This is a genomic window from Pseudomonas soli, from assembly GCF_900110655.1.
Lineage (GTDB): Bacteria > Pseudomonadota > Gammaproteobacteria > Pseudomonadales > Pseudomonadaceae > Aquipseudomonas > Aquipseudomonas soli.
Window position 1 is genome coordinate 137,878 of sequence record NZ_FOEQ01000004.1, and the last position, 24,352, is coordinate 162,229.

Below are 24,352 nucleotides of genomic sequence, written 5' to 3' on the forward strand. Positions count from 1 at the left end.
AAGGGCTGCCATGGGGAAAACTGTCGGATGTATCTGAGCGCTAGCGACACTTTGCGCACAGCCAGAAGTTTGTCAGTCTCAACTTCGAATTGGCTTTCTCTAGACGTCATGACTCATGCGCTTGAATTAGCCGGGTGCACGATAGACGCACTGCTTGCAGCGAGCGCCAGCCGCCCTCGCAGCGCTGTCTCCAGGCAAGCTGCGCCTTCACTCTGCGGTGCTTTCGTATCGGATCCATCCTGCAACTTCGGCGCCTGCGACTACACGGTCTTTGGGATGAATCCGACCTTCACTGACAGGCACCTCTGGGAAGTCAAATGGGCTCATACCCTCGATACAGGCCACATTGACTCCATACTGATCAGGCGCAGAACGCCGCTGGTGAAAGGTGTAGATGCCACACTTCGAGCAGAAGTAGTGTTTTGCTTCGCGGGTGTTGAATTGATAAAGCGTGAGCGCCTCTTTTCCTTGGGTAACCGTGATGTCGCCCAGGTTAGCTGATACTGCCACGGCACCCCGCATACGGCAGAGAGAGCAGTTACACCTACGCGCTGTGCGCGTGCCGTCGGTCAAGCGCAATGAGAATTGCACCGTTCCACAGTGGCAGGCTGCTCGGTAGACAGGGCGATTATCGGTTGTTTCATTAACCATGGCGTTCCTCTACTTGGGTCAGAGAAGGCACAGTAGGTGTTAACGGACCTGTGCCCAGTGTTACCTCTGCAGTCTTGAAAATAGCCGCAAAGGCTTCTCATGAGGGCATGACTCAGGCCGACCAGCATAAACCCTATGGACCTGGCGGTAAGGTATGTTTCACGGACACCTACGGCGGGTCAGGCGACGCCCTTGGCCTGTTGCTCCAGATGCACCTGCAATGCCGGATCGAGTTGCAGTGCGCCGGCCAGCTCATCCAGGTAGGCCCGCTCAGCTTCCTGCTGGTCATCCACCAGCATCACGCTGGCCAGGTACATTTCTGCGGCCATGGCCGGGTCCCGCGCCGACTGCGCCACTTCGGCAGCATCGAGTGGCTTGCTGACTTCTTCATCCAGCCATTGCTGCAGTTGCGGGTCGCTGGTCTGGCGTTTGATTTCGGCGTAGATCAACTGTTCTTCCTGCGGGTCGATGCGCCCATCGGCCTTGGCCGCCGCAATCAGCGCGCGCAGGATGGCATGGCTGTGATCCTCGGCCTCGGGGCCGGACAGTTGATCCACCGTGCGGACCGCCTGCTGCGGGGCTGCCGCCTGGCTGCGCTGCCAGCTCTGATAGGCCTTGAATGCCATCATCCCCAGCGACGCCAGGGCCGCGTAATTGACACCGCCTGCGGAACGCCCCTGGGTAGAGCCGCCAGTGTTGCTGCCAGCGCCGCCCAACAGACCGCCCAGCAAACCACCAAGGCCGCCCCCAGCCGTCGAACCGCCACCGCCAAGCAGGCCGCCAAGCAATCCACCCAAGCCACCCTGGCTGTCTTGCGATGACCTGCCGCCGCTCCCTTGTTGCGTCTGCGAAGCTTGTCCGGCCCGCAGCAGCTGTTCGAGTAGATCACTGGTATTCATGGCACCGCCCTCGTCGGTCGTGGTCGCCCAGACAAGCAACGATAGCCCCCTGAAGGCGATCCACCATGATCGCCTGACCAATGGGGCGTTCAGCTCAATGCGTTGTCTTTGCTCGGATTGAGGGAGGGCAATAGCGCCTGCGCAAGGGTGATGGCAAAAGGCCGTATTCCTGCTCGCCTGATCCGTTGCCGCGCTTTATCATTGCGCCCCCGCAGCTGAGGTGCTTGCTCGCTGATTGCAGCGGCCGATGGACCGAGACCCGCCCCAAGGATTTTTCATGTCTGAATTGCTCCGTGCGTTCGCACGTCTGTTACCGCTTGCCCTGCTTACCGGCTGCGCCGCCAAATCCCCCGCCCTGGTCAGCGAGGCCCTGCAACCGGCCGCTGGTGGTCCAGTAACGTACCTGGTAGGCAGCATCGGCCCCCTTGGCCGCGATAGTGCCTACACCAACCAACGCATCCTCCTGCGCAAACGTGGCGCGCAGGACGGCGCGGCGGCATGGTGGGGGTTCGCCGAAGTGGCCCACACCCCGAAGGACATCGAAGAGGTGCGTGGCCCCGACAAGCAGGCGCTGCCCGGCGAGGCCAGCGTGTTCGTCATGCCCCTCAAGCCCGGCGACTACGAGTTCTATGACTTCCAGTTCTTCTGGAACGGCTACAACGGTGGCTACAGCTCCATCCGGGCACGGGAACAGTTTCTTGTGCCCATGCACCTGGAAGCAGGCAAGGCGTACTACATCGGCGAATTCCGTTCGCGTTGCCTCGGGCTTTCCGCGTGCATGTTCTTCCATGGCGACCAACAGCCGCGCGATGAAGTGATCGCCCGGCGCTACACCCCCGGGTTGCCGCCCCTGCAGGCCCTGAACTTGAACATGGCGCCGGCATTCCCCTTCGTCATGCCACTGCCCCAAGCCGCCCAGCCGGCGAAGTGACCCGTACCCAGGAAAACCCGCTATGAAAAAGATTCTGTTCCTCAGCGCCAGCCTGCTGCTGGCCGGCTGCGCAGGTACCCAGACCTTGCCCGATCCGCGCATCGAGGCAGGCCAGGATTACCTGCCGCCGATCGCGGTAATGGTCGATTCGCTCGAACACGGCACCGAGCTGCGCAATTACCTGCGCGAGAGCGGCGTGTTCAGCAAGGTCGAGAACGGTGCCGCTGGTGAAGGGCAGACCCAGGTGATGGTCAAGCTGGATGCCCAGCGCAAGGTTGCGCCTGCACCGTTGCTGTTCCTCAGTGCCGCCACTCTGTTCCTGTTGCCCTTGCAGAGTGACCTGGACACCAAGGCCGACTTCACCGTGATGCGTGATGGCAAGGTGCTCAAGCGTTATCACTATGAAAACTACATGGCCAAGTACGCCTGGCTGCTCGACCTCGGTATTCCTGAGCGCGAAGAAAACATCCGTCGGGTCGCCCGTGCTTTCGCCCGTGACATGCAGGCCGCCAACCTGGCCAGCAAGCCGCTGGAGGCGCAGCGATGAACAACCTGGTCAAGGCGGCGCTGATGGCGGCCGGGCTGGCATTGCTCGGTGGCTGTAACCCATCGATGAAGCCGCTGGGTTATCACGCGCAAAAGCCCTATGTGCCGATGAGCCTGTTGGTGCTGCCCGATGGCTACACCCGCTTCGACGTCCAGGAGCGTGACGAGCTGACCAGCGCAGTCAGGTCGTCCGGCGCGTTCTCTTTCGTCGATCACGGACTGCCGCGCAAGGGTTACGCCCTGGTCATCAGCCAACCACCAGGCGAAGGGGCTGGTTTTCTGGTCGCGCTCAACGCCCTGACGCTGCTGACCTTCCCGGTGCCCTACAGCTACGTGCACAACCTGACCGGCAAGGTCTACAAGGACGGCGAGCTGCTGCGCACCTTCAGCTATAAGCGTGAGGGCATGAGCGTGGGCGCCTGGTATGTGCCGCCGCCGATCACCGAGAACCAGCGGCAGATGCTGACTGAACTGATGCGCGACCTGGAGGCCAGTGCGCTGATTCCCCATGTTGACGATGCGGGGCAGGTGGGGTTGGTTGATCAACGGTAAGTCGTGGGCAGCACAATGAGATCTCCATTGCACATCAAGGCCGCTTGAGCGGGCATTGCATCAGCGCATCCTTGAGACTCAGCTCAAACTCGACCAAGCCGTCATGCACTTGTTGCAAGGCCTGGATCTGTCCCATCACTTCCTGTTTTTTGTTATCGATGGCCTGTATGGCCAGACCCCAGGGCAGCTCTTGGTCGCGATGATCCTGCAGGATGGCCTGCATTTCCTTGAGTTTGAAACCGAGTTGCTGAGCGCATTTGATGAAGGTCAGCAGCTCGACGCTTTGCTGGCTGTAGATGCGGTATTTGCCTTTGCGTTGCGGGGGTGGCAACAGGCCGATTTCTTCGTAATGTCGAATGCTTTTGACGGTGGTGCCCGACAGCTGGGCGGCTTTGCCGATGTACATGAAAATCCCTTTTTTGGGCGCATCAGAAGCGAAAGGATGTCGCGCGCTGGTACAAGCGCGCGACATCTTTGCATAAGCGTCGGGGGGCATGAAGCCGGGTTGGACATGGGATCATAGCAGGGAGACTCGGCTGGACAGCGCAGGGGCACGGCCCAACCGTGGCCGATCAGCGGCTGGCGATCGCCTGGACTTGTTTGAGCCAGGCTTCACGCTGTTCCGGTGTGGAGCCCAATACCGGACCGAAGGTCAGGGTTTTCAGGGGTTTTATGCCGCAGAACTCCAGGGTGGTCTTGCGCATTTGCTGCAAGCCCGGCATGCGATACACCCAGCGGTAGTACCATGGCGGCGTGTCCATGGTCACCAAAAGGTGAGCCGTGCGGCCCTTGAGCAGTTTGTCCGGGAAGGGCGAGCCCTTGCGGTACTTGAAGGCAAAACCGGGCAGAAACACGCGGTCGAAGAAGCCCTTGAGCAACGCCGGAATGCCGCCCCACCAGATCGGGTACACCAATGTGAGGTGTTCGGCCCAGCTAATGTCGTTCTGTGCGTTGAGCAGATCGGGCTCGAGCAACTGGATCTCGTTATAGCCAGCGTGCAAGACCGGATCGAAATCCAGGGTGCCCAGACGCAGCAGACGCACCTGATGGCCTGCTTGCGTGGCAGCTTCGACGTAACGTTCGGTCACTGCGCCGCAAAAGCTGTCGTTCGAAGGGTGACCGAGGATCACAAGCATGCGTTTGCTCTTCATGACGAACTCCAGATAATGGAGTGCCAAGGGTAAAGTCTGCCCTTAACGGTAGAGTCAAGCCTTGCCGGCTATTGGTAGAGACAAACAGTCCAGCAGCGCTCGGGTGCAAACCGGCAGATTGCTTGCCGGAAGTGTCAACCATGTCTCCGCACACGTGTCTACCATGTGTCCGGTCCATACATGAGCCCAGAAGTCGGTCATTGCCGGGTGTTGGTTGACTGTTCGGATTTTGACGTGCGATCGCTCACCCAGTCGCGCAGCTTATGCTTTGGGCTCTTCCCGGTAAGGGATTATCTTTGCGCGGTCAATTTCGGTTGGTGGTTGATTGCTCCAAGATCCCTAGAGGCTGTCCGGATCCCCGAAGAACATCTGTATCCGCGACCTCAACCACCGCTCCGCCGGATCATTGTCCTGCGCCCCGCGCCAGGCCATGTGCAGCTCGAAGCTGCGCACCTCCAGCGGCAGGTCCTCGGCCCGCAGGCCGCCCGCTGCCGTGAGGGCATCGGCGGTGTAATCCGGCACCGTGGCAACGATATCGGTCCCCGCCAGCAAGCTCCCCAAGCCGTTGAACTGCGGCACGGCCAGCACCACGTGGCGCTTGCGGCCGATCTCCTCCAGCGCCTCGTCGATGAACCCGGACAGGTCGCCGGCGAACGACACCAGCGCGTGGGGTCGGGCGCAGAAGTCGTCCAGGGTGATGTTGCCGGGCATGCTGTCGGCGCGCAGCAGCTTGGGCATGCTGCGGCGCAGTACCTTGCGCTTGGCGTTGGCCGGCAGGTCGCTGGTGTAGCTCACGCCCACCGAGATTTCGCCGGAGGCCAGCAGGGTGGGCATCAGCAGGTAGTTGACCCGGCGCACCACCAGCACGATGCCGGGCGCCTCGGCGCGGATGCGCTTGAGCAACTGGGGTAGCAGGGCGAATTCGGCGTCATCCGACAGGCCGATGCGGAACACTGCGTTGCTGGTGGCCGGGTCGAACTCGGCGGCGCGGCTGACGGCGGTGGAGATCGAGTCCAGCGCCGGCGACAGCAGGGCGAAGATTTCGTGGGCGCGCGCCGACGGCTCCATGCTGCGTCCGGTACGTACGAACAGTGGGTCGTCGAACAGGTTGCGCAGGCGCGACAGCGCGGCGCTGATCGCCGGCTGGCCGAGGAACAGTTTCTCGGCGGCGCGGGTCACGCTGCGTTCGTGCATCAGCGTTTCGAACACAATCAGCAGGTTGAGGTCTACGCGACGCAAGTCGTTACGATTCATTCGATGCGGCTCGCCTGAAGTGGGGCAGGGGTGAATCTTAAGGCCAAAGGCTGGTACCCTGCACCGATTTCCGGGTGCCAATGCACAGATTTGTCAGGGGCCCAATCAATGACAGGCATGTCGACTATTAACAGCCACTGATGGTCCAACCGTGAAAGCCCGGATAAAGTCCGTGGTAATACGAGATTCACAAAGGCGAGGTATGCGATGTCCCGCATGATCCGTTTCCACAAGTTCGGCCAGGCCGATGTGCTCCGTTGCGAGGAGCAGGCCGAACCGTCCCCGGCCACCGGCGAGGTGCAGATCCGCGTCGAGGCGATCGGCATCAGCTGGTACGACGTGCTCTGGCGGCAGAATCTGGCGCCGTCCCAGGCCCGGCTGCCGGCGGGTATCGGCCATGAGATGGCCGGCGTGGTCACCGCGGTCGGCGAGGGCGTGGACGATATCGCGGTGGGCGACCGGGTCGCCAGCTTCCCGGCCACCAGCCCCAACGACCATCCGGTCTACGGTGACGTGATCGTGCTGCCGCGCAGCGCCATCACCCGTTACCCTGACGTGCTGACCCCGATCGAGGCCAGCGTGCACTACACCCCGCTGCTGATTGCCTACTTCGCCTATGTCGACCTGGCCCGGGCCAAGGCCGGGCAGACCGCGCTGGTCACCGACGCCAGCCACTGCGCCGGGCCGGCCTTCGTGCAGCTGGGCAAGGCCCTGGGGTTGAAGGTGTTCGCTGCCACCAAGGAACCCGAGCAGCGTGAATACCTGCTGGGCCTGGGCGCGGACAAGGTGATCGTCACCGAGGAGCAGGACCTGCTGATGCAGATCGGCAAGTACACCGATGGCCGTGGCGTGGACATGGTCCTTGACGGCCTGGGCGGGCCGCAGATGTCGTTGCTCGGTGATGTCCTGGCGCCGCGCGGCAACCTGGTGCTGTATGGCCTGCAAGGCGGCAACCAGACGCCGTTCCCGGCCTGCGCGGCGTTCCAGAAGAACATTCAGTTCCATGTGCACTGCATCGGCAACTTCACCGGCAAGCCGGAACTGGGCATCGCCCAGGACCAGGTGGCCCTGCAGCGGGCCTTGCGCGATATCAACCAGTTCACCGCCGACCAGTTGCTGACGCCGCAGATCATCAAGGTGTATCCGTTCGAGCAGGTGGTCGAGGCGCATAGGCATATGGACGCCTGCCCATGTGGTGGACGGGTGGTGCTGGACATGGGCGGGCAGGGTTGACGCTGGCAACTTCTGCGCCGGGCAAGCCCGCGTCTACCGCGATGGCATGACGCCCGTCCTAGCGGGGGCGGGCTTTGGGTCGTGTCTTCACCGCCTAACTTAGCTAATTGTCTTACCTGGTTTTGGGAAGTTTCCTTCAATCCCGGTCAGTTATTCATCTGCCAGAATCGGACTTCAATTCGAAGCCGTCAGGGAGATGGAGCGATAGCATGACCGAAACCCACAACCAAGCCATGCACTATATCTACCAGCAAGTCCTGCAGCGCCTGCTGGAGCACATGAGCCAGGCCCAGCGCGCCTCGGTGCAGTTGCTGGTCCAGCGTCTTCTGGTAATCGCCGGTGGCCAGGAGTGCATCGGCAACGTACGAGTACTGGCCCTGCACGGCGTGGACCGGCGCAGTGCGCATCTGCTGGCTTGCCTGCGTGCCGCGCAACTGAGCATCGCGATTCGCCATGCCGACACCTTTCGCCTACGGGTGCTGGCGGCTCGCCTGCCAACCCTCGACGACACAGCCCTTGCCCTTCATGACCGTTGCTTCAGCGCACTGTTCCTGTACGACGATCCGCGGGTGGAGTTATTACGCGCCGATGGCGGGCGGCTTGGCCTGTTTGGTGCCCGGCAGGCCTGCTCGGCCGAACAATTGGCCGCCGCAGGTAACGCTTGGCTGCTGTTCGGACACCTAGCCGGCGGGCAGCCAGCGGCGTTGCTCGGGGCCAGGGGGTATCTGGATCTGGGAGGCAGCCTTGGGCAACTGCTGGGTGGGCAAGACGGCGAGCAACTCCTGGTCAGCGCCGCGCCGCTTGCCCAGCGCCACCGCTTGCTGGCCTGGGGGCGGCGTTGCCTGCGCCATTGCGGGGAGGTCGCGCACACCGTGACACCCCACAGCGTCCTGGCAGCCGGCATTGAACAACTGCACCAGGTGCTTTCCGACCCGTGGCAGCCGCCGACAGCGCCCATGCACGATAAACCCTGGGGCGATACGCGTTTGATGACGGTGGAGGATCTGCTGGGCCATCTCGATGACAGCGATCAGCTTGACCACATGCTTGGGCGCGAGGAGGCGCAGCCCTGGCAGGCCCAGGGGCCTGCCGGATTGTTCGATGCCTTGCCGCTGGCTCACCTGCATGGCCTGAAGGCGCAGTATCTGGAGCAGCGTAGCTATCGCGAGGGCGCGCAAGCGTTCTACCAGCGCTTGCGCCAGCCGTCGATGGCCTGGCCCCAGGGGCGGGCATTGCGTGACGAGGCGCAAGCGCGGCTGCATGCTGCCTATGGCGTCAATGAAGCGCAGTTGGTCTGCCAATTGTTCACCCCGTTCGATGCGCAGGGGCACAACCTCGAAGCCTTCGTGCTGCGCTGCCATCCTGGCATGCGCGTGGCGTTGCCCTATCTGCACCGTGCCCTGCAGGGCCGGCCTTGCCCGGAGCCGGTCAGCCAGTGGCTGGTGGACACCAGTGGCCTGCAGCTTGCTCAGTTACGGGCACTGTACGCCGGCACGCTCGGCAGCCAGGCACTGCGCCTGTTCCGCGTGCTGGGGCGGCGCGACCTGTGGCTACGGCCGCTGCCGACCAGTCCGTTGAGCAGCGCGTGACCGTTGATCCAGCGCGCTTGCCCCAGCAGGCGATCTGTATGTATAACCAGTGCGTGTTCCCCGTATCTGACCTGCGCCGTGATCGCCCATTCCGTCGATGATCCCTTGTATTACCTGTATAACTTCCGCCAGGTCCTGAGCTGGGTTGGGCAACGCTACGCCGACCTGTTGGACCACGACGAGCACGGTTTCATCCAGATGTTCGGTGAGTTGCCGGTGCCGACCCAGGCCTTGCTGGTACGCATGGTCATGCGCAAGGGCGAGTGGTTTCGCCGGGACAAACTCGACTACGCCGAGATCGGCGATGTCGACGTGGCCCTGGTGCCGCTGCTGGCTTTGGGCTGGGTAGCGACCGACGCACCGTTGGCCGTCGAGCAATTGTGGGCTTTGCTGCGCAAGGATGAGCTGGCCGGGCTTTTCGCCGGAAAAATTCCCCGCCCACGGGCCAGCAAGGCCGAATTGCTGGAACAGTTGCAGGCACTCGAACTGGTGCCCAGGCCCCTGGCACAGTGGTGCGCCGATTTCCCGACCCTGATCCTGCACTGGAGCCGGCAGCCATTATGCGACCGGCTGCGGCTGTTGTTCTTTGGCAACCTTTACCAGAGCTGGTCCGATTTCGTGCTGGCCGACCTGGGCGTGTTCCGTTACGAACAGGTGGCGTTCAGCGATGATTCGCGGGCATTGCGCCAGCGTGCCGAAGTCGACCTGGCCATGGCGCTACACCAGTGCGCCGAGCGCCTCGAGCAGGGTGCAGCGCCCGCCGAACTGCTCGCGGCTATCGCGGGTCTGGACGTCAGCAACGCCTGGCTCGCCCGCCGTCGGTCGCGTCTGCTCTTCAATCTTGGCCAGCACTGCGAGCGCCTGGGCGACTGGGAGCTTGCCTTGCACATCTATTCTGATTGCACCCACCCTGAGGCGCGCATTCGCCGGGTACGGGTGTACGAACGCAGCGCACAGTGGCAGTCAGCGTTCGCGCTGGCTCAGGACATGGCCCTGGCGCCTGCCAACGCATTGGAGCGCCAGGCGCTGGAGCGCATGCTGCCACGCCTGGCGCGCAAACTCGGCGGCCCCCCACAACCGCGTCGACGCACGAGCTCGGTTACGCTCATCGAGCTTGATTTGCCCGCCGCGATGGCGGCAGTGGGGGTGGAAGAGGCCGTACGCCTGCATCTGGAGCAGCAGGGCGGGGCCGCCCATTACGTCGAGAACACGCTGTTCAACAGCCTGTTTGGCCTATTGTGCTGGGAGGCGATTTTCGCACCGATACCCGGCGCTTTCTTCAACCCATTCCAGGCCGGGCCGCAGGACCTGCACGACAGCGATTTTCAGCAGCGTCGCGGCGCGTTGTTCGACACCTGTCTCGGGCGCCTGGACGACGGCAGCTACCGTCAGGCCATCCGCGACTGCCATGCAGCCAAGCAAGGCCTGCAGTCGCCGTTCGTATTCTGGCAGATGCTCGATGAGCCACTGCTCGAACAGGCGCTCGAGCACTTGCCGCCCGAACATTTGAAAGCCTGCTTCCTGCGTTTGCTGCAGGACATTCGCGCCAACCGTGCTGGCATGCCCGACCTCATCCAGTTCTGGCCGGGGCAGGGCGGCTATCGCATGGTCGAGGTCAAGGGCCCGGGCGACCGCCTGCAGGACAATCAACTACGCTGGCTCGAGTTCTGCCACGTCCACGGGCTGCCGGTGGCGGTCTGCCATGTACGTTGGCAGGCCACGCCGGCATGAGCTACACCGTGGCCGTGCGCGCCTTGTGCGAATTCAGCGCCAAGGTTGGCGACCTCGACCTGCGCTTCACGCCGTCGCCCAGTGCCCAGGAAGGGATTGCCGGACACCGCCGAGTAGTGGCCAAGCGCGGCGCCGACTATGAGCCGGAAGTGGCGCTGGAGGGCCAGTACCAAGGCCTGCGGGTTCGCGGGCGGGCCGATGGCTATGACCCGGCACGCAACCGGTTGGAAGAGATCAAGACCCACCGCGGCGACCTTGCCCGCCAGCCCGACAATCACCGCCAACTGCACTGGGCCCAGGCCAAGGTCTACGCCTGGCTGCTGTGCCAGGCGCGGCAGTTGCCGGCGATCGACGTGGCGCTGGTCTATCTGGACGTCGACAGCGATGGCCAGACCGTGATCAATGAGCATTATGGCGCCGACGACCTCAGGCGCTTTTTCGAGAACCAGTGCCAGTGCTTCCTGGCTTGGGCGCAGGCGCAGGAACTACGCCTGGCCGAACGTGACCGGGGCCTGCAGGCCCTGAGCTTTCCTTACCCTGCGCTCCGTCAAGGCCAGCGGCAACTGGCCGAGACCCTTTACAAGGCGGTGAGCACCGGCCGTTGCCTGATGGCCCAGGCGAGTACTGGCATCGGCAAGACCCTCGGTACCCTGTTTCCGCTGCTCAAGGCCGTGGTGCCGCAGCAGTTGGACAAGCTCTACTTCCTCACGGCGAAAACACCAGGCCGGGCCCTGGCCCTCGATGCGCTGCGCCAGATCACCCAAGCGTCGCCACAACCCGCTCTGCGCAGCCTCGAGCTGATCGCCCGCGACAAGGCCTGCGAGTACCCGCAAAACGCCTGCCATGGCGAGTCCTGCCCCTTGGCGCGGGGCTTCTACGACCGCCTGCCCGGCGCTCGTGAAGCTGCCGCGCAGGTGCCGTTGCTTGACCGCGCCAGCCTGCGCGAGGTGGCCCTGGCGCACCAGGTCTGCCCCTATTACCTGGGGCAGGAGATGGCGCGCTGGGTCGACCTGCTGGTGGCCGACTACAACTACTACTTCGACGCCCATGCATTGCTGTTCGGCCTGGCCCAGGCCAACCAGTGGCGCACGGCGGTGCTGGTGGACGAGGCGCACAACCTGGTCGAGCGGGGCCGGCAGATGTACAGCGCCAGCCTTGACCAGGGCCAGTTGCTGGCGCTGCGTCAGGGCAAGCCGGCCGGGCTGGGCAGCGCCCTGGACCGCCTGAATCGGCAATGGAACGCGCTGTACAAGGCGCAGGTTGCGCCGTACCAGGCCAGCGAGCAGCTGCCCGACGCCTTCCTGCGTGCCCTGCAGCAATGCATCGGGCTGATCCAGGAACGCATGAACCAGGCGCCCGCCGAGGTCGAGCCCAAGGTGCTGGAGTTCTACTTCCAGGCCTTGCAGTTCAGCCGTATCGCCGAGTTGTTCGACGAGCACTTCCTGTTCGATATCAGCCCGCGCAACGGCCCCCGTGGGCGGCGCCTGGCCACGTTGTGCCTGCGCAACGTGGTGCCTGCCCGGCTGCTGGGCCCGCGCATGAGCGCGGCGCGTAGCGTCACGCTGTTTTCCGCCACGCTCAATCCCCGGCACTTCTACACCGATCTGCTGGGCATGCCGAGCGACACTGCCTGGCTGGAGGTCGCCGCGCCGTTTCGCGCCGAGCAGTTGCAGGTGCGCATCGTCAGTGAGGTGTCCACCCGCTACCAGCAGCGCCAGGCGTCACTGGCGCCGATCGTCGAACTGATCGCCGCTCAGTTTGCCGGCCAGCCGGGCAACTACCTGGCCTTCTTCAGTAGCTTCGAGTACCTCGAACAGGTGGCGCGGTTACTGGCCGAACGCTACCCGGCGCTACCCATCTGGCGACAGTCTCCCGGCATGGACGAGGCCAGCCGCGAAGCCTTCCTGGCACGGTTCGTGGAGCACGGGCAGGGGGTGGGCTTCGCCGTGCTCGGCGGCGCCTTCGGCGAGGGGGTCGACCTGCCGGGCACTCGCCTGATTGGCGCCTTCGTCGCCACCCTTGGCCTGCCACAGGTCAATCCGGTCAACGAGCAGTTCAAACAGCGCCTGGGTCGGCAGTTCGGCGCCGGTTTCGACTATGCGTATCTCTATCCTGGGGTGCGCAAGGTGATCCAGGCCGCAGGCCGGGTGATCCGCGGCGACCAAGACCGCGGCGTGCTGGTGCTGATCGACGAGCGTTTTGCCGAACCGCGGGTGCGACAGATGTTCCCCGGCTGGTGGCAACTGGCGTGAACGCCGCCATCGCCTGGCGCTGAAACTCCCAGTACACTGCGCGTTCAAACACCAACATTCGTTGATTTCGAGGTTCCGCATGACGCTCAGTCCTTTGGCAGGCAAGCCGGCTCCGGCCAGCGTGCTGGTCGATATCCCCCGCCTGTTGACCGCTTACTACACCGGCCGTCCCGACGCCGCGGTGGCGGCCCAGCGCGTGGCCTTCGGCACCTCGGGCCACCGCGGCACTTCGTTCGAACTGAGCTTCAACGAATACCACGTGCTGGCGATCACCCAGGCCATCTGCCTGTATCGCCAGGAGAAAGGCATCGACGGCCCGTTGTTCATCGGTGCCGACACCCACGCGTTGTCCGCCCCGGCCGCCGCCAGCGCTCTGGAAGTGCTGGCCGCCAATGGCGTGCAGGTGATGTTGAGCAAGGACGACGAGTACACCCCGACCCCGGCGGTGTCCCATGCCATCCTCTGCTACAACCGTGGCCGCCAGCAGGGCCTGGCCGACGGCATCGTCATCACTCCGTCGCACAACCCACCGCAGAGCGGCGGCTTCAAGTACAACCCGCCCAACGGCGGCCCGGCCGACAGCGACGTGACCAAGTGGATCGAGGCCAAGGCCAACGAGCTGCTGGCGGCGAACCTGGCTGGCGTCAAGCGCATGGACTACCAGCAGGCGCTGGCGGCGCCGACCACCCAGCGCCACGACTACGTGAGCAGCTATGTCGCCGACCTGGAAAATGTCATCGACTTCGACGTGATCCGCAGCGCCAATCTGCGCCTGGGCGTCGACCCATTGGGCGGTGCCGGCGTGCGCTACTGGTCGGCCATCGCCGAGCACTACCAGCTGAACCTGGAAGTGGTGAATACCGAGGTCGATCCGACCTTCCGCTTCATGACCGTCGACTGGGACGGGCAGATCCGCATGGACCCGTCCTCGCCTTACGCCATGCAGGGCCTGATCGGCCTGCGCGAGCGGTTCGACGTGGCCTTCGCCTGCGACCCGGACCACGATCGCCACGGCATCGTCACCGCCGACGGCCTGCTGCAGCCGAACAACTACCTGGCCGTGGCCATCGACTACCTGTACCGCAACCGCCCGCAATGGCGCAGTGATGCCGCCGTGGGCAAGACCGTGGTTTCCAGCGGCCTGATCGACCGCGTCACCGCGGGCCTGGGCCGTGAGCTGTATGAAGTGCCGGTGGGCTTCAAGTTCTTCGCCCAAGGCCTGTTCGACGGTTCGCTGGGCTTCGGTGGTGAAGAGAGCGCGGGCGCCTCGTTCCTGCGCAAGGACGGCTCGGTCTGGGCCACCGACAAGGACGGCCTGATTCCGGCGCTGCTGGCGGCCGAGATGACCGCCCGCACCGGGCGCAACCCGAGCCAGATCTACGCCGACCTGACCGCCAAGCTGGGCAAGCCGTACGCCACCCGCGTCGAGGCCAAGGCCGACGCACGGCAGAAGGCGCTGCTGAGCAAGCTGGCGCCGGAGCAGGTCAAGTCCACCGAGCTTGCCGGCGAGCCGATCCAGCAGATCCTCAGCCATGCGCCGGGTAACAACCAGGCCATCGGCGGCCTGAAGGTGATGACCGCGAACGGCTGGTTCGCCGCGCGGCCGTCCGGCACCGAGGATATCTACAAGATCTACGCCGAAAGCTTCATCGACGAGGCGCACCTCAAGCGCCTGGTGGCCGAAGCCCAAGTGCTGGTGGACGCGGCGATCGCCTGATCGATCCTGATACGCATCGCGGGGCAAGCCCGCTGCCACGCCTGAACAAAGCAGGCAGTGGCAGCGGGCTTGCCCCGCGATGCGTTTGGTTGTTCCACTGATGGAACGATCCATGCCATTTCAGCTATCTACCGCAGTATTGGCCTCATCTGTAAGGTGTAACCCATCAACAGGAGGCTTCTCATGAAAAAGATCCAGGGTATCCACCGCAGCCCCAACGCCCACTGGGTGGGCGACGGCTTCCCGGTGCGCAGCCTGTTCACCTACGACCATCTGGCGCGGCATATCAGCCCGTTCCTGCTGCTGGATTATGCCGGCCCGCATGACTTCGCCCCGACCACTGCCCGGCGTGGCGTCGGCCAGCACCCGCACCGCGGTTTCGAGACCGTCACCATCGTCTACCAGGGCGAACTGGAGCACCGCGACTCCACCGGCGCGGGCGGTCTGATCGGCCCGGGCGACGTGCAATGGATGACCGCTGCGGGCGGCATCATCCACGAGGAGTTCCATTCCCCGGCCTTTGCCCGTAGCGGCGGCACGCTGGAGATGGTGCAACTGTGGGTCAACCTGCCGGCCAGGGACAAGCGCGCCGCCGCCGGCTACCAGACGCTGTTGGCCAGTGACATTCCGGTGGTGACGCTGGAAGGCGAGGCGGGCAGCCTGCGGGTGATCGCCGGGCGTTACCTTGACCAGCAGGGGCCGGCGCGCACCTTTACCGAGATGGACGTCTGGGACCTGCGCCTGAAGGCGGGCGCCACGCTGCAACTGCCGGTGGCCGCCGGGCGCAATGCCGCGCTGGTGGTGCTGCGTGGCACGCTGCGGGTCAACGATGAGCGCGAAGCCGGTGCGGCCAGCCTGGTATTGCTGGAACGCGACGGCGACGGTGTGCGTCTCGAGGCGCAGGATGACGTCAGCGTGCTGCTGCTCAGCGGCGAGCCGATCGACGAGCCCATCGTCGGGTATGGCCCGTTCGTGATGAACAGCCAGGCCGAGATCGCCGAATCGTTCGATGATTTCCAGGCCGGGCGGTTTGGGCAGGTAGGTGGCGCCGAGCGCGGCATCGTCCGATAGCACCCATCGCGGGGCAAGCCCGCTCCCATGTCATGAGTTCATCGTGACGGGGGAGCGGGCTTGCCCCGCGATTTAGTTTCAACGCTTTATAGCAGGCCTCGTCGAGGCCGCATCAATCTCCATCAGCCACTCGGCCTGCGCCAACCATCTGGCAAAGGTTCAGAGTTGCGGGCCGTAGATGGCTCTTCTGATTCCTTTGTTGACACGCTGCATCTCATCCTCTGAATCCGAGTTGTAGGGCGTCGAATCGGTTGAGGAGATTGCTTCGTTCCACCTGGCTCTTTCTTCTTTTGCCTCTCTCAGCAGGCGAAGTAACTCCAGGGGCCCGTCTTCTTGTTTGATATGGAGAACATCGCGGAAGAAGGGGAGCGGTGCGACATTTAGGTTTTTTCTCGCTGATGCGGGCATTTGCCGAATACCGCCCGTCTTGGCCGATATTATCCTGGCACGGGCAGGCAACTGATCGTCGTATTTGCCTAGTGCGGGAGCGGTCAGCTTGTTCGTCAATCTTGAAGTATTGGAAAGAGAGACAAGGTCTTCGAGAGATAAATGCTTGATAATCGATGTGAATATGTCCGGTTCGAAACTGATCAATTTCTGAAAATTGCCAGTGTGGCCGGAAGGGTCGACCTTATTGATCGGATCATTGTTGCAATAATTGTAGGCATTCACTCCACCATCCTCGAACGGGCTCAGCGAGTCGGGTGAGAGAAAGCGCATCAGCGCTGGGCTGAACGAACGGTAGCCATTACCGAGAAGGTAGCGCCCAGTCAATGGGGCGCGGTGCTGAGCATTGAAGCCGAGTGTAACGACTGATACGCCGACAGGTTCTGAATACCCATAAGCGGTGTAGGTGAGTGCACGAGACTGTTGGTCTTCTCTGCACCAAAAAATGGACCCTGGCCTATCTGTTGCCAACAGGGATGTGACCTTATGGACGACAATTGGCTTCGTCATGGGGTTACTTGATCTAGGGGCTTGGCAAGGAAATCTAGGCGTAAAAGGCTCGCTATTGGAACTGGCAAAATTATCAGGAGCCATTCTCGGCCCTCGTCTTACTGCCGGCAGGCCCGATGAGGCCGCAATGCGGCCCCGTGTACTGGTAACGCTCAAGCCTGATCCGGCACCACCGCGATCACATCAATCTCCATCAGCCACTCGGCTTGCGCCAACCCTGCCACCACCAACCCGGTGGAAATCGGGAACACGCCCTTGAGCCACTTACCCACTTCCTTGTACACCGGCTCGCGGAAGCGCGGGTCGGTGATGTAGGTGGTGGTCTTGACGATATGCGACAGGTCCGAGCCTGCCTCCTCAAGCAACTGCTTGACGTTCTTCATCGCCTGTTCGGCCTGCGCCTGCGGGTCGCCCAGGCCGACCAGGCGGCCTTCGAAATCGGTGCCGACCTGCCCGCGCACGTAGATGGTGTTGCCGGCGCGCACCGCCTGGCACAGGTCGTTGTCCAGGGTCTGGTTGGGGTAGGTGGCCTTGGTGTTGAACATGCGGATGCGAGTGTGAGTAGGCATCAGTGGGCTCCGAAGGTGCTGACGTTGCTGATCGAGGGTTGCTGCTCATCCGCCGTGCGCTGTTCGCGGTCGCGGTAGGCCAGGTAGGTGCGCTGGGTGGCGATGTGACCGGCGACGTGCTTGGCGTCGTGCCACACGCCCCAGATGAACGACGAGCCGCGGCGTGACAACCAGGGCAGGCCGAGGAAGTACACGCCTGGTTCTTTCGACACGCCACGCTGGTGTTGCGGCTTGCCGTTGGCGTCGAAGGCGTCCACCTGCAGCCAGCTGAAATCCACACCGTAGCCGGTGGCCCAGATGATGGTGGTGACGTTGGCCTGGGCCAGGTCCAGCTCGCGCAGCGGGTTGCTGACGCAGGCCGGGTCGGGCAGGCGCTTGCGCGCTTCAGGCTCTGGTGGCAGGTCCAGGCCGTTGCGTTCGACATAGGCGTCGGCGGCGTCCAGCAGGGCCAGGTAGTTCTCGTCGCCACGGTTGATGTTCTCGGCCAGGTTGTCCTGGAAGCGCGCCACGCCGCCCTCGAACGACTGGGTCAGGCCGACCAGGGTCATGCCCTGGTGGGCGAGGGCGCGGAAGTCCACGGTATGGCCGCCACGGGCACCGGACACGGCGATGGTCACGTGCTCGCGGCCAGGCTTGGCGATCTCGGCATCCCATTCGCCGAGCACGCCGAGCCACCAGCAGAAGTCACGGTTGCGGTAGCTGCGTGGCGGGCGGTCGTGGGCGCCCACCGACAGGTACACCTGGCGCCCGGCGCGCATCAGCTCCTCGGCGATCTGCACGCCGGAGGAGCCGGCGCCCACCACCAGCACCGCGCCTTCAGGCAGTTGCTCGGGGTTGTAGTAGGCGGCGGAGTGGATCTGGTGCAGGCCGTCGTCCTTTGGCGCGATGGCCGGGATCACCGGGCGCTGGAACGGGCCGGTGGCGGCCACCACGCGGTTGGCGCGGATCACGCCCTGGTTGGTTTCGATGGTGAAGCCCGGGCGGTCGGCGTTGCGTACCACCTGCCTGACCTCGACACCGGTGCGCACTGGCAGGTTGTACTTGCGCACGTACTGCTCGAAGTAGTCGGCGACCTGGTCCTTGCCGGCGAAGGCGTCGGCGTCGAGGTCGAATTCCAGGCCCGGGAAGCGGTCGTGCCAGGCCGGCCCGTTGGCCACCAGCGAATCCCAGCGGCCGGTGCGCCAGGCCTCGGCGATGCGCTTGCGCTCCAGCACCAGGTGCGGCACGCCGAGCTTGCTCAGGTGTTCGCTCATGGCCACGCCGGCCTGGCCGGCGCCGACTACGAGGGTGTCGATTTCGATGTTGTTCAGTGTCATGTCCCAGCCCTTCTTCAGCGGCGTTCTTGTTCAGGTCGGTGGGGACCGCCTTTGCCTGGGGCCAGACTAGGGATGGGGGGGCAATCGCGAAAATAGTATTTAGCTGGGGCTTGCCGATAAATTGGCGAAGGGTGGATGGGCACCGCCGCGCGCCGAGCCGCCATAGTTTTTTCCTGCCCTGTGCCGAGGAAAATGTTGGTTTCGCCGCTGCCTTGGCCCGCCGAGAATGCCGGTAACTCACCACAGGAGCTGCACCATGACCTTCTCCATCATCGGCCGCTGCCAGGAAACCGGCCAGGTCGGCATCGCCATCAGTTCATCGAGCATCGCCGTCGGCGCCCGTTGCCCGTGGGTGCGCGCCGGGGTCGGTGCCGTGGCCACGCAGAACATCACCCTGCCGGCCCTCGGCCCGCAGATCCTCGATGCCCTGGAACAAGGCCAGCTGCCGCCTGCCGCGGCGCTGGAGCGGGTGCTGAGTGCCAATGGGTGGAGCGAGTACCGCCAGGTCACGGTGATCGACAGCCACGGGCAGGTGGCGCTGTTCACCGGCAAGGAAGCGCTGGGCACGCACAACGCGGTGGCCGGTGAGCAATGCGCGGCGGCCGGCAACCTGCTGTCGTCGCAGGCGGTGATCGCGGCGATGGTTACGGCATTCGAGCAGGCCGGCGGCCATCTGGCCGACCGCCTGCTGGCGGCCATGCACGCGGCGATGGCGGCCGGGGGCGAGGCGGGGCCGGTGCATTCGGCGGCGCTGAAGATTGCCGGCGAGCTGACCTGGCCGTTGGTCGACCTGCGGGTGGACTGGACCGAGCAGGACCCGATCGCTGAACTGGACACCCTGTGGCAAGCCTATCGCCCGCAGATGCAGGACTATGTGACCCGCGCCCTGAACCCGACCGCCGCGCCCAGCTACGGAGTGCCCGGCGATGAGTGAGGCCAGCAGCCGTGCGCTGTTGGAGCGGCTGGTCGGCTTCGCCACAGTGAGCCGTGATTCCAACCTGGAGCTGATCGCCTTCATTCGCGATTATCTAGCCGGGTTTGGCGTTCACAGCGAGCTGTTCCACAACGACGAAGGCACCAAGGCCAACCTGTTCGCCACGATAGGCCCACTTGACCGAGGCGGCGTGGTGCTGTCCGGCCACACTGACGTGGTGCCGGTCGACGGCCAGGCCTGGAGCGTCGAGCCGTTTCGCCTGAGCGAGCGCGACGGGCGCCTGTATGGCCGCGGCACTGCCGACATGAAGGGCTTCATCGCCTCGGTGCTGGCGGCGGTACCGGCGTTTCTCGCCCAACCCCTGAAGATGCCGGTGCACCTGGCGTTCTCCTACGATGAGGAAGTCGGCTGCCTGGGCGTGCGTTCGATGTTGGCGGCGTTGGCGCGGCGCCCGCACAAACCGCGCCTGTGTCTGATCGGCGAGCCCACCGAGCTCAAGCCGGTGCTCGGCCACAAGGGCAAGCTGGCCATGCGCTGCGAGGTGCACGGTGCCGCCTGCCATTCGGCCTATGCCCCCTATGGCGTCAACGCCATCGAGTACGCGGCGCGGTTGATCGGCAAACTGGGCGAGATCGGTGATGAGCTGGCGCATCCCGAGCATCACGACGGGCGCTTCGACCCACCGTTCTCCACGGTGCAGACCGGGGTGATCAAGGGCGGGAGGGCGTTGAACATCGTCCCCGAGGAATGCGAATTCGATTTCGAAGTACGCGCCTTGCCGGGCTTCGAGGCCCAGGTGGTGGCAGACCAGCTGCAGACCTATGCCGAGGCTGAGCTGCTGCCGCGCATGCGCACTGTCAATGCGGCCAGCGCGATTCGCTTGCGGCCGTTGAGCGCCTACCCGGGGCTGGCCACGCCTGCCGCCAGCGAGGCCGCGCAACTGGTGGCGCGGCTCAGTGGCTCGGATGACTTCGGCACAGTGGCGTTCGGCACCGAGGGCGGGTTGTTCGACCAGGCGGGGATTCCCACCGTGGTTTGCGGGCCGGGGAGCATGGAGCAGGGGCACAAGCCCGATGAGTTCGTCAGCGTCGAGCAGTTGCATGGCTGTGACGCGATGCTGCGGCGCCTGGTCGAGTACCTGGCGCAGGCATGATGGATCTCGAAGCACACCCGCCCCCAGCCGGGGCGGGGACCCAGTTGACTGTTACGCCGGCACCATCGCGAAGCCCACGCCGAAGCGGTTCCAGGCATTGATGGTGGCGATGGCCAAGGTCAGGTTGGCGATTTCCTTGGCGCTGAAGTGCTCGAGCAATGCCTGGTACTCGTCTTGCGGCGCGCCGCGTTCCGGGAGGCGGGTCAGGCTCTCGACCCAGGCCAGGGCGGCACGTTCGCGTGGTGTGAAGTAGCGGGTCTCGCGCCAGACGCTCAGGGTCTGCAGGCGCGCCTCGGTTTCACCGGCCTTGCGCGCATCGTTGGCGTGCATGTTGACGCAGTAGGCGCAGCCATTGACCTGCGAGGCGCGCAGGCGGATCAGCTCCAGCAGCGAGTGTTCCAGGCCTGAGGCGACCAGCGCCTGTTCGAGGCCGATCATGGCCTTGTAGGCTTCCGGCGAGTGCTTGGCCCATTCGATACGGTCATGCATGGTGAGGCTCCAAAGATGTGCAGGTGGCAAGTGGCACTACCTTAGCGCCCGGCCGCGTCGTGCCGAATAGCCAATCCCGCGCTTTGCCAGGAGGCCAATCGCGCATTTGGATGGCCACTGACAGGCATCCAATCTCTTCATTTCTGTCGGCGCGTCGCAGCCGGGATAATGGCCGGGTCAATACCGGAGAACCGTTTCATGTCCGCAGATCGCTACATGCGCGAGGCCCTCGAGCTGGCCCGTGCCAACATCCAGGCCGGCGGCCGCCCGTTCGGCGCCGTGCTGGTCTACCAGGGGCAGGTGATCGCCCGCGCCGTCAACGAGATCCACAGCACCCAGGACCCGACCAGCCACGCCGAGATGCAGGCCATCCGCCAGGCTGCCCAGGTCCTTGGCCGGCCACGCCTGGAGGGCGCCGAAATCTATGCCAGCGGCCACCCGTGCCCGATGTGCCTGGCAGCCATGCACCTGTGTGGCATCGAGCGAGCCTGGTTCGCCTACGACAATGACGAAGGCGAGCCCTATGGCCTGTCCACCGCCGCGGTGTATGCGCAGATGGCCCGCCCGCCGCAGCAGCAGAGCCTGCCCCTGCGCCCGCTGAAGCCCGCGGGTGAGAGTGGCCTGTACCGTGAATGGCAGCAGGCCAGCCAAGGATGAGGGGCGCGCTGAACCTGTTGCTGGTGGTGCTGCTGGCCCTGAACCTACGACCGATCCTCACCAGCATCGGCCCTTTGCTCGAACCCATGCGCCAGGGCACCGGCCTGGGTTACCAGCAGGCGGCGTTGCTGACCGCGTTGCCGGTGCTGTGCATGGGCCTGATCCCGTTGTTGCAACCCTGGCTGCGACGCTGGCTGAGCGAGCATGGCGGCATGCTAGCGGGGCTTGCGGCTATTACCCTGGCTTGCCTGTGGCGCCTGCAGCTGGACAGCGCCTGGGCGTTGATCGCCAGCGCCGTGGTCGCCGGCTTGGGCGTTGCCGTGGTGCAGGGCATGATGCCGGGGCTGGTCAATCGCTGGTTCCCCAACCGCCTGGCGGCGAGCATGGGGCTGTATTCGGCGGCATTGATGAGCGGTGGTGGTTTGGCTGCGGTGCTCGGCCCTGGGATTGCCGCACACTTCGGCGATTGGCAGTTCGGCCTGGGCCTCTGGGCGCTGCCGGCGCTGCTGGCAATGGCTGCCTGGGTACTGCTGCGTCCGCGCCAACCTACGCCAAGCCAGGCCGCCGGCAGTGGCGGGCACTGGTTCGGCAACCGCCGGGCCTGGCTGCTGGCGTTGTACTTCGGGCTGATCAATGGCGGCTATACCAGCATGGTGGCGTGGCTGCCGGCCTATCACCTGGAGCACGGCGGCACGGCCCAGGGGGGCGGCGAGCTGGTTGGCCTGATGACCATCTTCCAGGTCTGCGGTGCCCTGGGCTTGCCATTGCTGCTGCGGCGCCTGGTCGATCGCCGGCCCGGCCTGTGGCTGGCCTTGCTGATCCAGCTCGGTGGCTTCCTCGGCCTGCTGCTGGCGCCGGCCAGCGCCATGGGCCTGTGGGTGGCGATGATCGGCCTGGGCCTGGGGGCCTGTTTCAGCCTCAGTCTGACGCTGACCTTGGAGCACCTGCGCAGCCCCGGCGAAGCCGGCAGCCTGGCGGCATTCGTCCAGGGCGTGGGCTTCATCGTCACCGGCATCGTGCCGTACATCACCGGCTGGCTGCGCGATGTCAGCGGCGACTTCCAGGCCTCCTGGACGTTACTGGCCTGCACCGTGCTGGCGATGTTGCTGGTGACTGCGTGCTTCGCGCCGAAGGGCTACGCCAGGGCGATTGCCCGTTGCCGGCAGCCCGCTGAAGCGCTGGTCAACTGAGGCGCTGCAGGGTGTCGGCGACGCGGTCCAGCGCCGGGTCGATATCCAGCAGCTCGATGGCGCCGAAGCCCAGCAGCAGCCCCGGCCGCACCGGGGCCTCGCTGAAGAACGGCGCCAGGGAATAGAGGCCCACCTCCACCTTGCGCGCCAGGCTGATCAGCAATTCGACATCCACCCCCGGCTTGGCCAGCGCGCTAAGGTGAAAGCCCGCGCTGGCCGGCACCGCGTCGAACCACGGCGCCAGGTCGCCGCCAAGCCGCGCCAGGATCCGCTCGCGGCGTGCGCTGTAGACCTCGTGGCAACGGCGGATGTGCTTGTTCAGGTGGCCTTCGGCGAGGAACCGCGCCAGCGCCCATTGCTGCAGGGTCGGGCTGTGCCAGTCGCTCAGGTGCTTGGCCACGCAGGCGGCCTGCAGCACGGCGGGCGGCAGCACCGCGTAGCCCAGGCGCAGTTCGGGCAGCAGGGTCTTGGAGAACGTCCCTACATAGGCCACCAGGCCATGCCGGTCCATGCGTTGCAGGGCCTCGGCGGCAGGCCCCTGGTAGCGGAACTCGCAGTCGTAGTCATCCTCGATGATCAGCGCGCCAAGTTCGGCGGCCCGCGCCAGCAGCGCCTCGCGCCGTGGCGCGGCCATGGGCATGCCCAGCGGGAACTGGTGCGAGGGGGTCACGTAGATCAGCCGGGTGCCATCCTCGATCTGCTCCACGCACAATCCCTGGTCGTCCACCGGCACTGACTGCATGCGCGCGCCCAAGGCCTGGAACAACTGCCGGGCCGGCGGGTAGCCCGGGTCTTCCATGGCCACCTTGCAGCCGGGCTCGACCAGCACCCGGGCGATAAGGTCCAGCGCCTGCTGGGCGCCGTTGCACACCAGCACATCGCTGGGCGCGCACTGGATGCCACGGGTGAAGGCGATGTGATGGGTGATGGCTTCGCGCAGTTCGGGCAGGCCCTGGGCGGAAAACTGCCGCTCGGGGTGCCGCTGGCTACGGCGCAGGGCGTAGTTCATGCAACTGCGCCATTGATCGTAGGGAAACTGCGACTTGCTCGAGGCTCCGCCGATGAAGTCATAGCGCGAAGGCGCGTCCAGCGCCCGCTGGGCCAGTACCGTGGCGCGCTGGCGCCAGCGTTCGAGCGTGTCGGCGGCGGCCAGCGGGATGTGCTCGCTGTCGCCCTGGCGCAAGGTGTGGCGTGGGCTGATGAAGGTGCCGCGGCCAACCACGCCGCTAAGCAGGTTGTCGTAGGTCAGGCGTGAATAGGCTTCGGCCACGGTCTTGCGCGAGACCCCCAGCTGTTCGGCCAGCAGGCGGGTGGGCGGCAGTTGCGTGCCGGCGGCGAGGTGGCCGCTGTCGATGCCGGCGCGCAGTTGCCGGTAGAGCTGCTCGGCAAGGCCTTTGCGGCCTTCGAGGCGGATGTGCAGTTCCATCGTGGGAAGGGTCCGAAGCGCAGGGATGTAGAAGCTTCGGGGTTTATCGGCAAAGCCGCAAGGGCCGCAGGCGCGAGCCAGGCC

General features: G+C 64.8%; 23 protein-coding genes. 13 read left to right on the plus strand and 10 right to left on the minus strand.

Translation table 11 applies throughout. The features are described from left to right. Positions 1-207: 207 nt before the first annotated feature. Together BMY03_RS11665 and BMY03_RS11670 are read right to left on the minus strand one after the other, a co-directional pair. Entirely contained in the window at positions 208-651 is a 444-nt protein-coding gene (locus tag BMY03_RS11665) for a GFA family protein (RefSeq protein ID WP_081941238.1), read from the minus strand. A 179-nt stretch (positions 652-830) separates the two neighbouring features. Beyond that, complete coding sequence (locus BMY03_RS11670; RefSeq protein ID WP_038705926.1) at positions 831-1,550, minus strand: tellurite resistance TerB family protein; 720 nt, start codon at positions 1,548-1,550, stop codon at positions 831-833. 277 nt (positions 1,551-1,827) lie between these two features. Here BMY03_RS11670 and BMY03_RS11675 point away from each other — a divergent pair, with 277 nt between their 5' ends. The 3 genes from BMY03_RS11675 to BMY03_RS11685 are packed head-to-tail and all read left to right on the plus strand — an operon-like array spanning position 1,828 to position 3,579. Next, on the plus strand, positions 1,828-2,481 hold the full coding sequence (locus BMY03_RS11675) for a hypothetical protein (RefSeq protein ID WP_023628921.1): 654 nt from the start codon (positions 1,828-1,830) through the stop codon (positions 2,479-2,481). 22 nt (positions 2,482-2,503) lie between these two features. Beyond that, the gene (locus tag BMY03_RS11680; protein WP_094011136.1) at positions 2,504-3,028 is read left to right on the plus strand and encodes a hypothetical protein; all 525 of its coding nucleotides are present in this window, start codon (positions 2,504-2,506) and stop codon (positions 3,026-3,028) included. Next, positions 3,025-3,579 (plus strand): hypothetical protein, encoded by a 555-nt coding sequence (locus tag BMY03_RS11685; protein ID WP_094011137.1) that lies wholly within the window; start codon positions 3,025-3,027, stop codon positions 3,577-3,579. The genes BMY03_RS11680 and BMY03_RS11685 overlap by 4 nt, the downstream gene beginning before the upstream one ends. Before the next feature lie 34 nt (positions 3,580-3,613). Here the strand turns inward: BMY03_RS11685 and BMY03_RS11690 are convergent, their stop codons facing one another. From BMY03_RS11690 to BMY03_RS11700, 3 genes are all read right to left on the minus strand, one after another. Continuing rightward, positions 3,614-3,985 (minus strand): MerR family transcriptional regulator, encoded by a 372-nt coding sequence (locus tag BMY03_RS11690; protein ID WP_094011138.1) that lies wholly within the window; start codon positions 3,983-3,985, stop codon positions 3,614-3,616. Positions 3,986-4,151: 166 nt separating this feature from the next. Continuing rightward, positions 4,152-4,730 carry an NAD(P)H-dependent oxidoreductase gene (locus tag BMY03_RS11695; RefSeq protein WP_094011139.1) on the minus strand — a complete coding sequence of 193 codons (579 nt, stop codon included), beginning with the start codon at positions 4,728-4,730 and terminating at the stop codon, positions 4,152-4,154. 339 nt (positions 4,731-5,069) lie between these two features. After that, positions 5,070-5,984, minus strand: coding sequence for a LysR family transcriptional regulator (locus tag BMY03_RS11700; RefSeq protein ID WP_046855927.1), 915 nt, complete (start codon positions 5,982-5,984; stop codon positions 5,070-5,072). A gap of 207 nt (positions 5,985-6,191) precedes the next feature. On the opposite strand from BMY03_RS11700, the gene BMY03_RS11705 reads away from it, so the two are divergent. The 6 genes from BMY03_RS11705 (at position 6,192) to BMY03_RS11730 (ending at position 15,577) form a co-directional block, all read left to right on the plus strand. Then, on the plus strand, positions 6,192-7,217 hold the full coding sequence (locus BMY03_RS11705; RefSeq protein ID WP_094011140.1) for a zinc-dependent alcohol dehydrogenase family protein: 1,026 nt from the start codon (positions 6,192-6,194) through the stop codon (positions 7,215-7,217). A 209-nt stretch (positions 7,218-7,426) separates the two neighbouring features. Then, entirely contained in the window at positions 7,427-8,806 is a 1,380-nt protein-coding gene (locus tag BMY03_RS11710; RefSeq protein WP_038705930.1) for a hypothetical protein, read from the plus strand. A gap of 78 nt (positions 8,807-8,884) precedes the next feature. After that, the gene (locus BMY03_RS11715; RefSeq protein WP_094011141.1) at positions 8,885-10,537 is read left to right on the plus strand and encodes a VRR-NUC domain-containing protein; all 1,653 of its coding nucleotides are present in this window, start codon (positions 8,885-8,887) and stop codon (positions 10,535-10,537) included. Next, positions 10,534-12,789 (plus strand): ATP-dependent DNA helicase, encoded by a 2,256-nt coding sequence (locus BMY03_RS11720; protein ID WP_094011142.1) that lies wholly within the window; start codon positions 10,534-10,536, stop codon positions 12,787-12,789. The genes BMY03_RS11715 and BMY03_RS11720 overlap by 4 nt, the downstream gene beginning before the upstream one ends. Before the next feature lie 79 nt (positions 12,790-12,868). Next, positions 12,869-14,506: a phosphoglucomutase (alpha-D-glucose-1,6-bisphosphate-dependent) gene (gene pgm, locus BMY03_RS11725; protein ID WP_094011143.1), complete on the plus strand. Its 1,638-nt coding sequence runs from the start codon at positions 12,869-12,871 to the stop codon at positions 14,504-14,506. A gap of 183 nt (positions 14,507-14,689) precedes the next feature. After that, positions 14,690-15,577 (plus strand): pirin family protein, encoded by an 888-nt coding sequence (locus tag BMY03_RS11730; protein ID WP_094011144.1) that lies wholly within the window; start codon positions 14,690-14,692, stop codon positions 15,575-15,577. 159 nt (positions 15,578-15,736) lie between these two features. On the opposite strand, the gene BMY03_RS11735 is transcribed toward BMY03_RS11730, so the two are convergent. From BMY03_RS11735 to BMY03_RS11745, 3 genes are all read right to left on the minus strand, one after another. Beyond that, a complete protein-coding gene (locus BMY03_RS11735; RefSeq protein WP_244891315.1) occupies positions 15,737-16,534 on the minus strand; it encodes an RHS repeat-associated core domain-containing protein in 798 nt (265 codons plus the stop codon). A gap of 152 nt (positions 16,535-16,686) precedes the next feature. Next, a complete protein-coding gene (locus BMY03_RS11740) occupies positions 16,687-17,103 on the minus strand; it encodes a RidA family protein (protein ID WP_094011146.1) in 417 nt (138 codons plus the stop codon). Beyond that, positions 17,103-18,419, minus strand: coding sequence for a flavin-containing monooxygenase (locus BMY03_RS11745; protein WP_038705934.1), 1,317 nt, complete (start codon positions 18,417-18,419; stop codon positions 17,103-17,105). The genes BMY03_RS11740 and BMY03_RS11745 overlap by 1 nt, the downstream gene beginning before the upstream one ends. Before the next feature lie 256 nt (positions 18,420-18,675). Here BMY03_RS11745 and BMY03_RS11750 point away from each other — a divergent pair, with 256 nt between their 5' ends. Then, positions 18,676-19,353: a DUF1028 domain-containing protein gene (locus BMY03_RS11750; RefSeq protein ID WP_094011147.1), complete on the plus strand. Its 678-nt coding sequence runs from the start codon at positions 18,676-18,678 to the stop codon at positions 19,351-19,353. Next, positions 19,346-20,506 (plus strand): acetylornithine deacetylase, encoded by a 1,161-nt coding sequence (argE, locus tag BMY03_RS11755; protein ID WP_023632335.1) that lies wholly within the window; start codon positions 19,346-19,348, stop codon positions 20,504-20,506. The genes BMY03_RS11750 and argE overlap by 8 nt, the downstream gene beginning before the upstream one ends. A 51-nt stretch (positions 20,507-20,557) precedes the next feature. Here the strand turns inward: argE and BMY03_RS11760 are convergent, their stop codons facing one another. Further along, entirely contained in the window at positions 20,558-20,995 is a 438-nt protein-coding gene (locus tag BMY03_RS11760) for a carboxymuconolactone decarboxylase family protein (RefSeq protein WP_038705936.1), read from the minus strand. 198 nt (positions 20,996-21,193) lie between these two features. Between BMY03_RS11760 and BMY03_RS11765 the strand changes: the two genes are divergently transcribed. Then, positions 21,194-21,652, plus strand: coding sequence for a nucleoside deaminase (locus BMY03_RS11765; protein ID WP_094011148.1), 459 nt, complete (start codon positions 21,194-21,196; stop codon positions 21,650-21,652). After that, positions 21,649-22,842, plus strand: coding sequence for a cyanate transporter (locus BMY03_RS11770; protein ID WP_094011149.1), 1,194 nt, complete (start codon positions 21,649-21,651; stop codon positions 22,840-22,842). The genes BMY03_RS11765 and BMY03_RS11770 overlap by 4 nt, the downstream gene beginning before the upstream one ends. Here the strand turns inward: BMY03_RS11770 and pdxR are convergent. Further along, positions 22,835-24,268 (minus strand): MocR-like pyridoxine biosynthesis transcription factor PdxR, encoded by a 1,434-nt coding sequence (gene pdxR, locus BMY03_RS11775; RefSeq protein ID WP_094011150.1) that lies wholly within the window; start codon positions 24,266-24,268, stop codon positions 22,835-22,837. The genes BMY03_RS11770 and pdxR overlap by 8 nt on opposite strands. Positions 24,269-24,352: the final 84 nt, after the last annotated feature.

Coding starts and splice junctions, on each gene's coding strand:
- BMY03_RS11665 (WP_081941238.1), bottom strand. CDS start 651: ATGGTTAATGAAACAACCGATAATCGCCCTGTCTACCGAGCAGCCTGC.
- BMY03_RS11670 (WP_038705926.1), bottom strand. CDS start 1,550: ATGAATACCAGTGATCTACTCGAACAGCTGCTGCGGGCCGGACAAGCT.
- BMY03_RS11675 (WP_023628921.1), top strand. CDS start 1,828: ATGTCTGAATTGCTCCGTGCGTTCGCACGTCTGTTACCGCTTGCCCTG.
- BMY03_RS11680 (WP_094011136.1), top strand. CDS start 2,504: ATGAAAAAGATTCTGTTCCTCAGCGCCAGCCTGCTGCTGGCCGGCTGC.
- BMY03_RS11685 (WP_094011137.1), top strand. CDS start 3,025: ATGAACAACCTGGTCAAGGCGGCGCTGATGGCGGCCGGGCTGGCATTG.
- BMY03_RS11690 (WP_094011138.1), bottom strand. CDS start 3,985: ATGTACATCGGCAAAGCCGCCCAGCTGTCGGGCACCACCGTCAAAAGC.
- BMY03_RS11695 (WP_094011139.1), bottom strand. CDS start 4,730: ATGAAGAGCAAACGCATGCTTGTGATCCTCGGTCACCCTTCGAACGAC.
- BMY03_RS11700 (WP_046855927.1), bottom strand. CDS start 5,984: ATGAATCGTAACGACTTGCGTCGCGTAGACCTCAACCTGCTGATTGTG.
- BMY03_RS11705 (WP_094011140.1), top strand. CDS start 6,192: ATGTCCCGCATGATCCGTTTCCACAAGTTCGGCCAGGCCGATGTGCTC.
- BMY03_RS11710 (WP_038705930.1), top strand. CDS start 7,427: ATGACCGAAACCCACAACCAAGCCATGCACTATATCTACCAGCAAGTC.
- BMY03_RS11720 (WP_094011142.1), top strand. CDS start 10,534: ATGAGCTACACCGTGGCCGTGCGCGCCTTGTGCGAATTCAGCGCCAAG.
- pgm (WP_094011143.1), top strand. CDS start 12,869: ATGACGCTCAGTCCTTTGGCAGGCAAGCCGGCTCCGGCCAGCGTGCTG.
- BMY03_RS11730 (WP_094011144.1), top strand. CDS start 14,690: ATGAAAAAGATCCAGGGTATCCACCGCAGCCCCAACGCCCACTGGGTG.
- BMY03_RS11735 (WP_244891315.1), bottom strand. CDS start 16,534: ATGACGAAGCCAATTGTCGTCCATAAGGTCACATCCCTGTTGGCAACA.
- BMY03_RS11740 (WP_094011146.1), bottom strand. CDS start 17,103: ATGCCTACTCACACTCGCATCCGCATGTTCAACACCAAGGCCACCTAC.
- BMY03_RS11745 (WP_038705934.1), bottom strand. CDS start 18,419: ATGACACTGAACAACATCGAAATCGACACCCTCGTAGTCGGCGCCGGC.
- BMY03_RS11750 (WP_094011147.1), top strand. CDS start 18,676: ATGACCTTCTCCATCATCGGCCGCTGCCAGGAAACCGGCCAGGTCGGC.
- argE (WP_023632335.1), top strand. CDS start 19,346: ATGAGTGAGGCCAGCAGCCGTGCGCTGTTGGAGCGGCTGGTCGGCTTC.
- BMY03_RS11760 (WP_038705936.1), bottom strand. CDS start 20,995: ATGCATGACCGTATCGAATGGGCCAAGCACTCGCCGGAAGCCTACAAG.
- BMY03_RS11765 (WP_094011148.1), top strand. CDS start 21,194: ATGTCCGCAGATCGCTACATGCGCGAGGCCCTCGAGCTGGCCCGTGCC.
- BMY03_RS11770 (WP_094011149.1), top strand. CDS start 21,649: ATGAGGGGCGCGCTGAACCTGTTGCTGGTGGTGCTGCTGGCCCTGAAC.
- pdxR (WP_094011150.1), bottom strand. CDS start 24,268: ATGGAACTGCACATCCGCCTCGAAGGCCGCAAAGGCCTTGCCGAGCAG.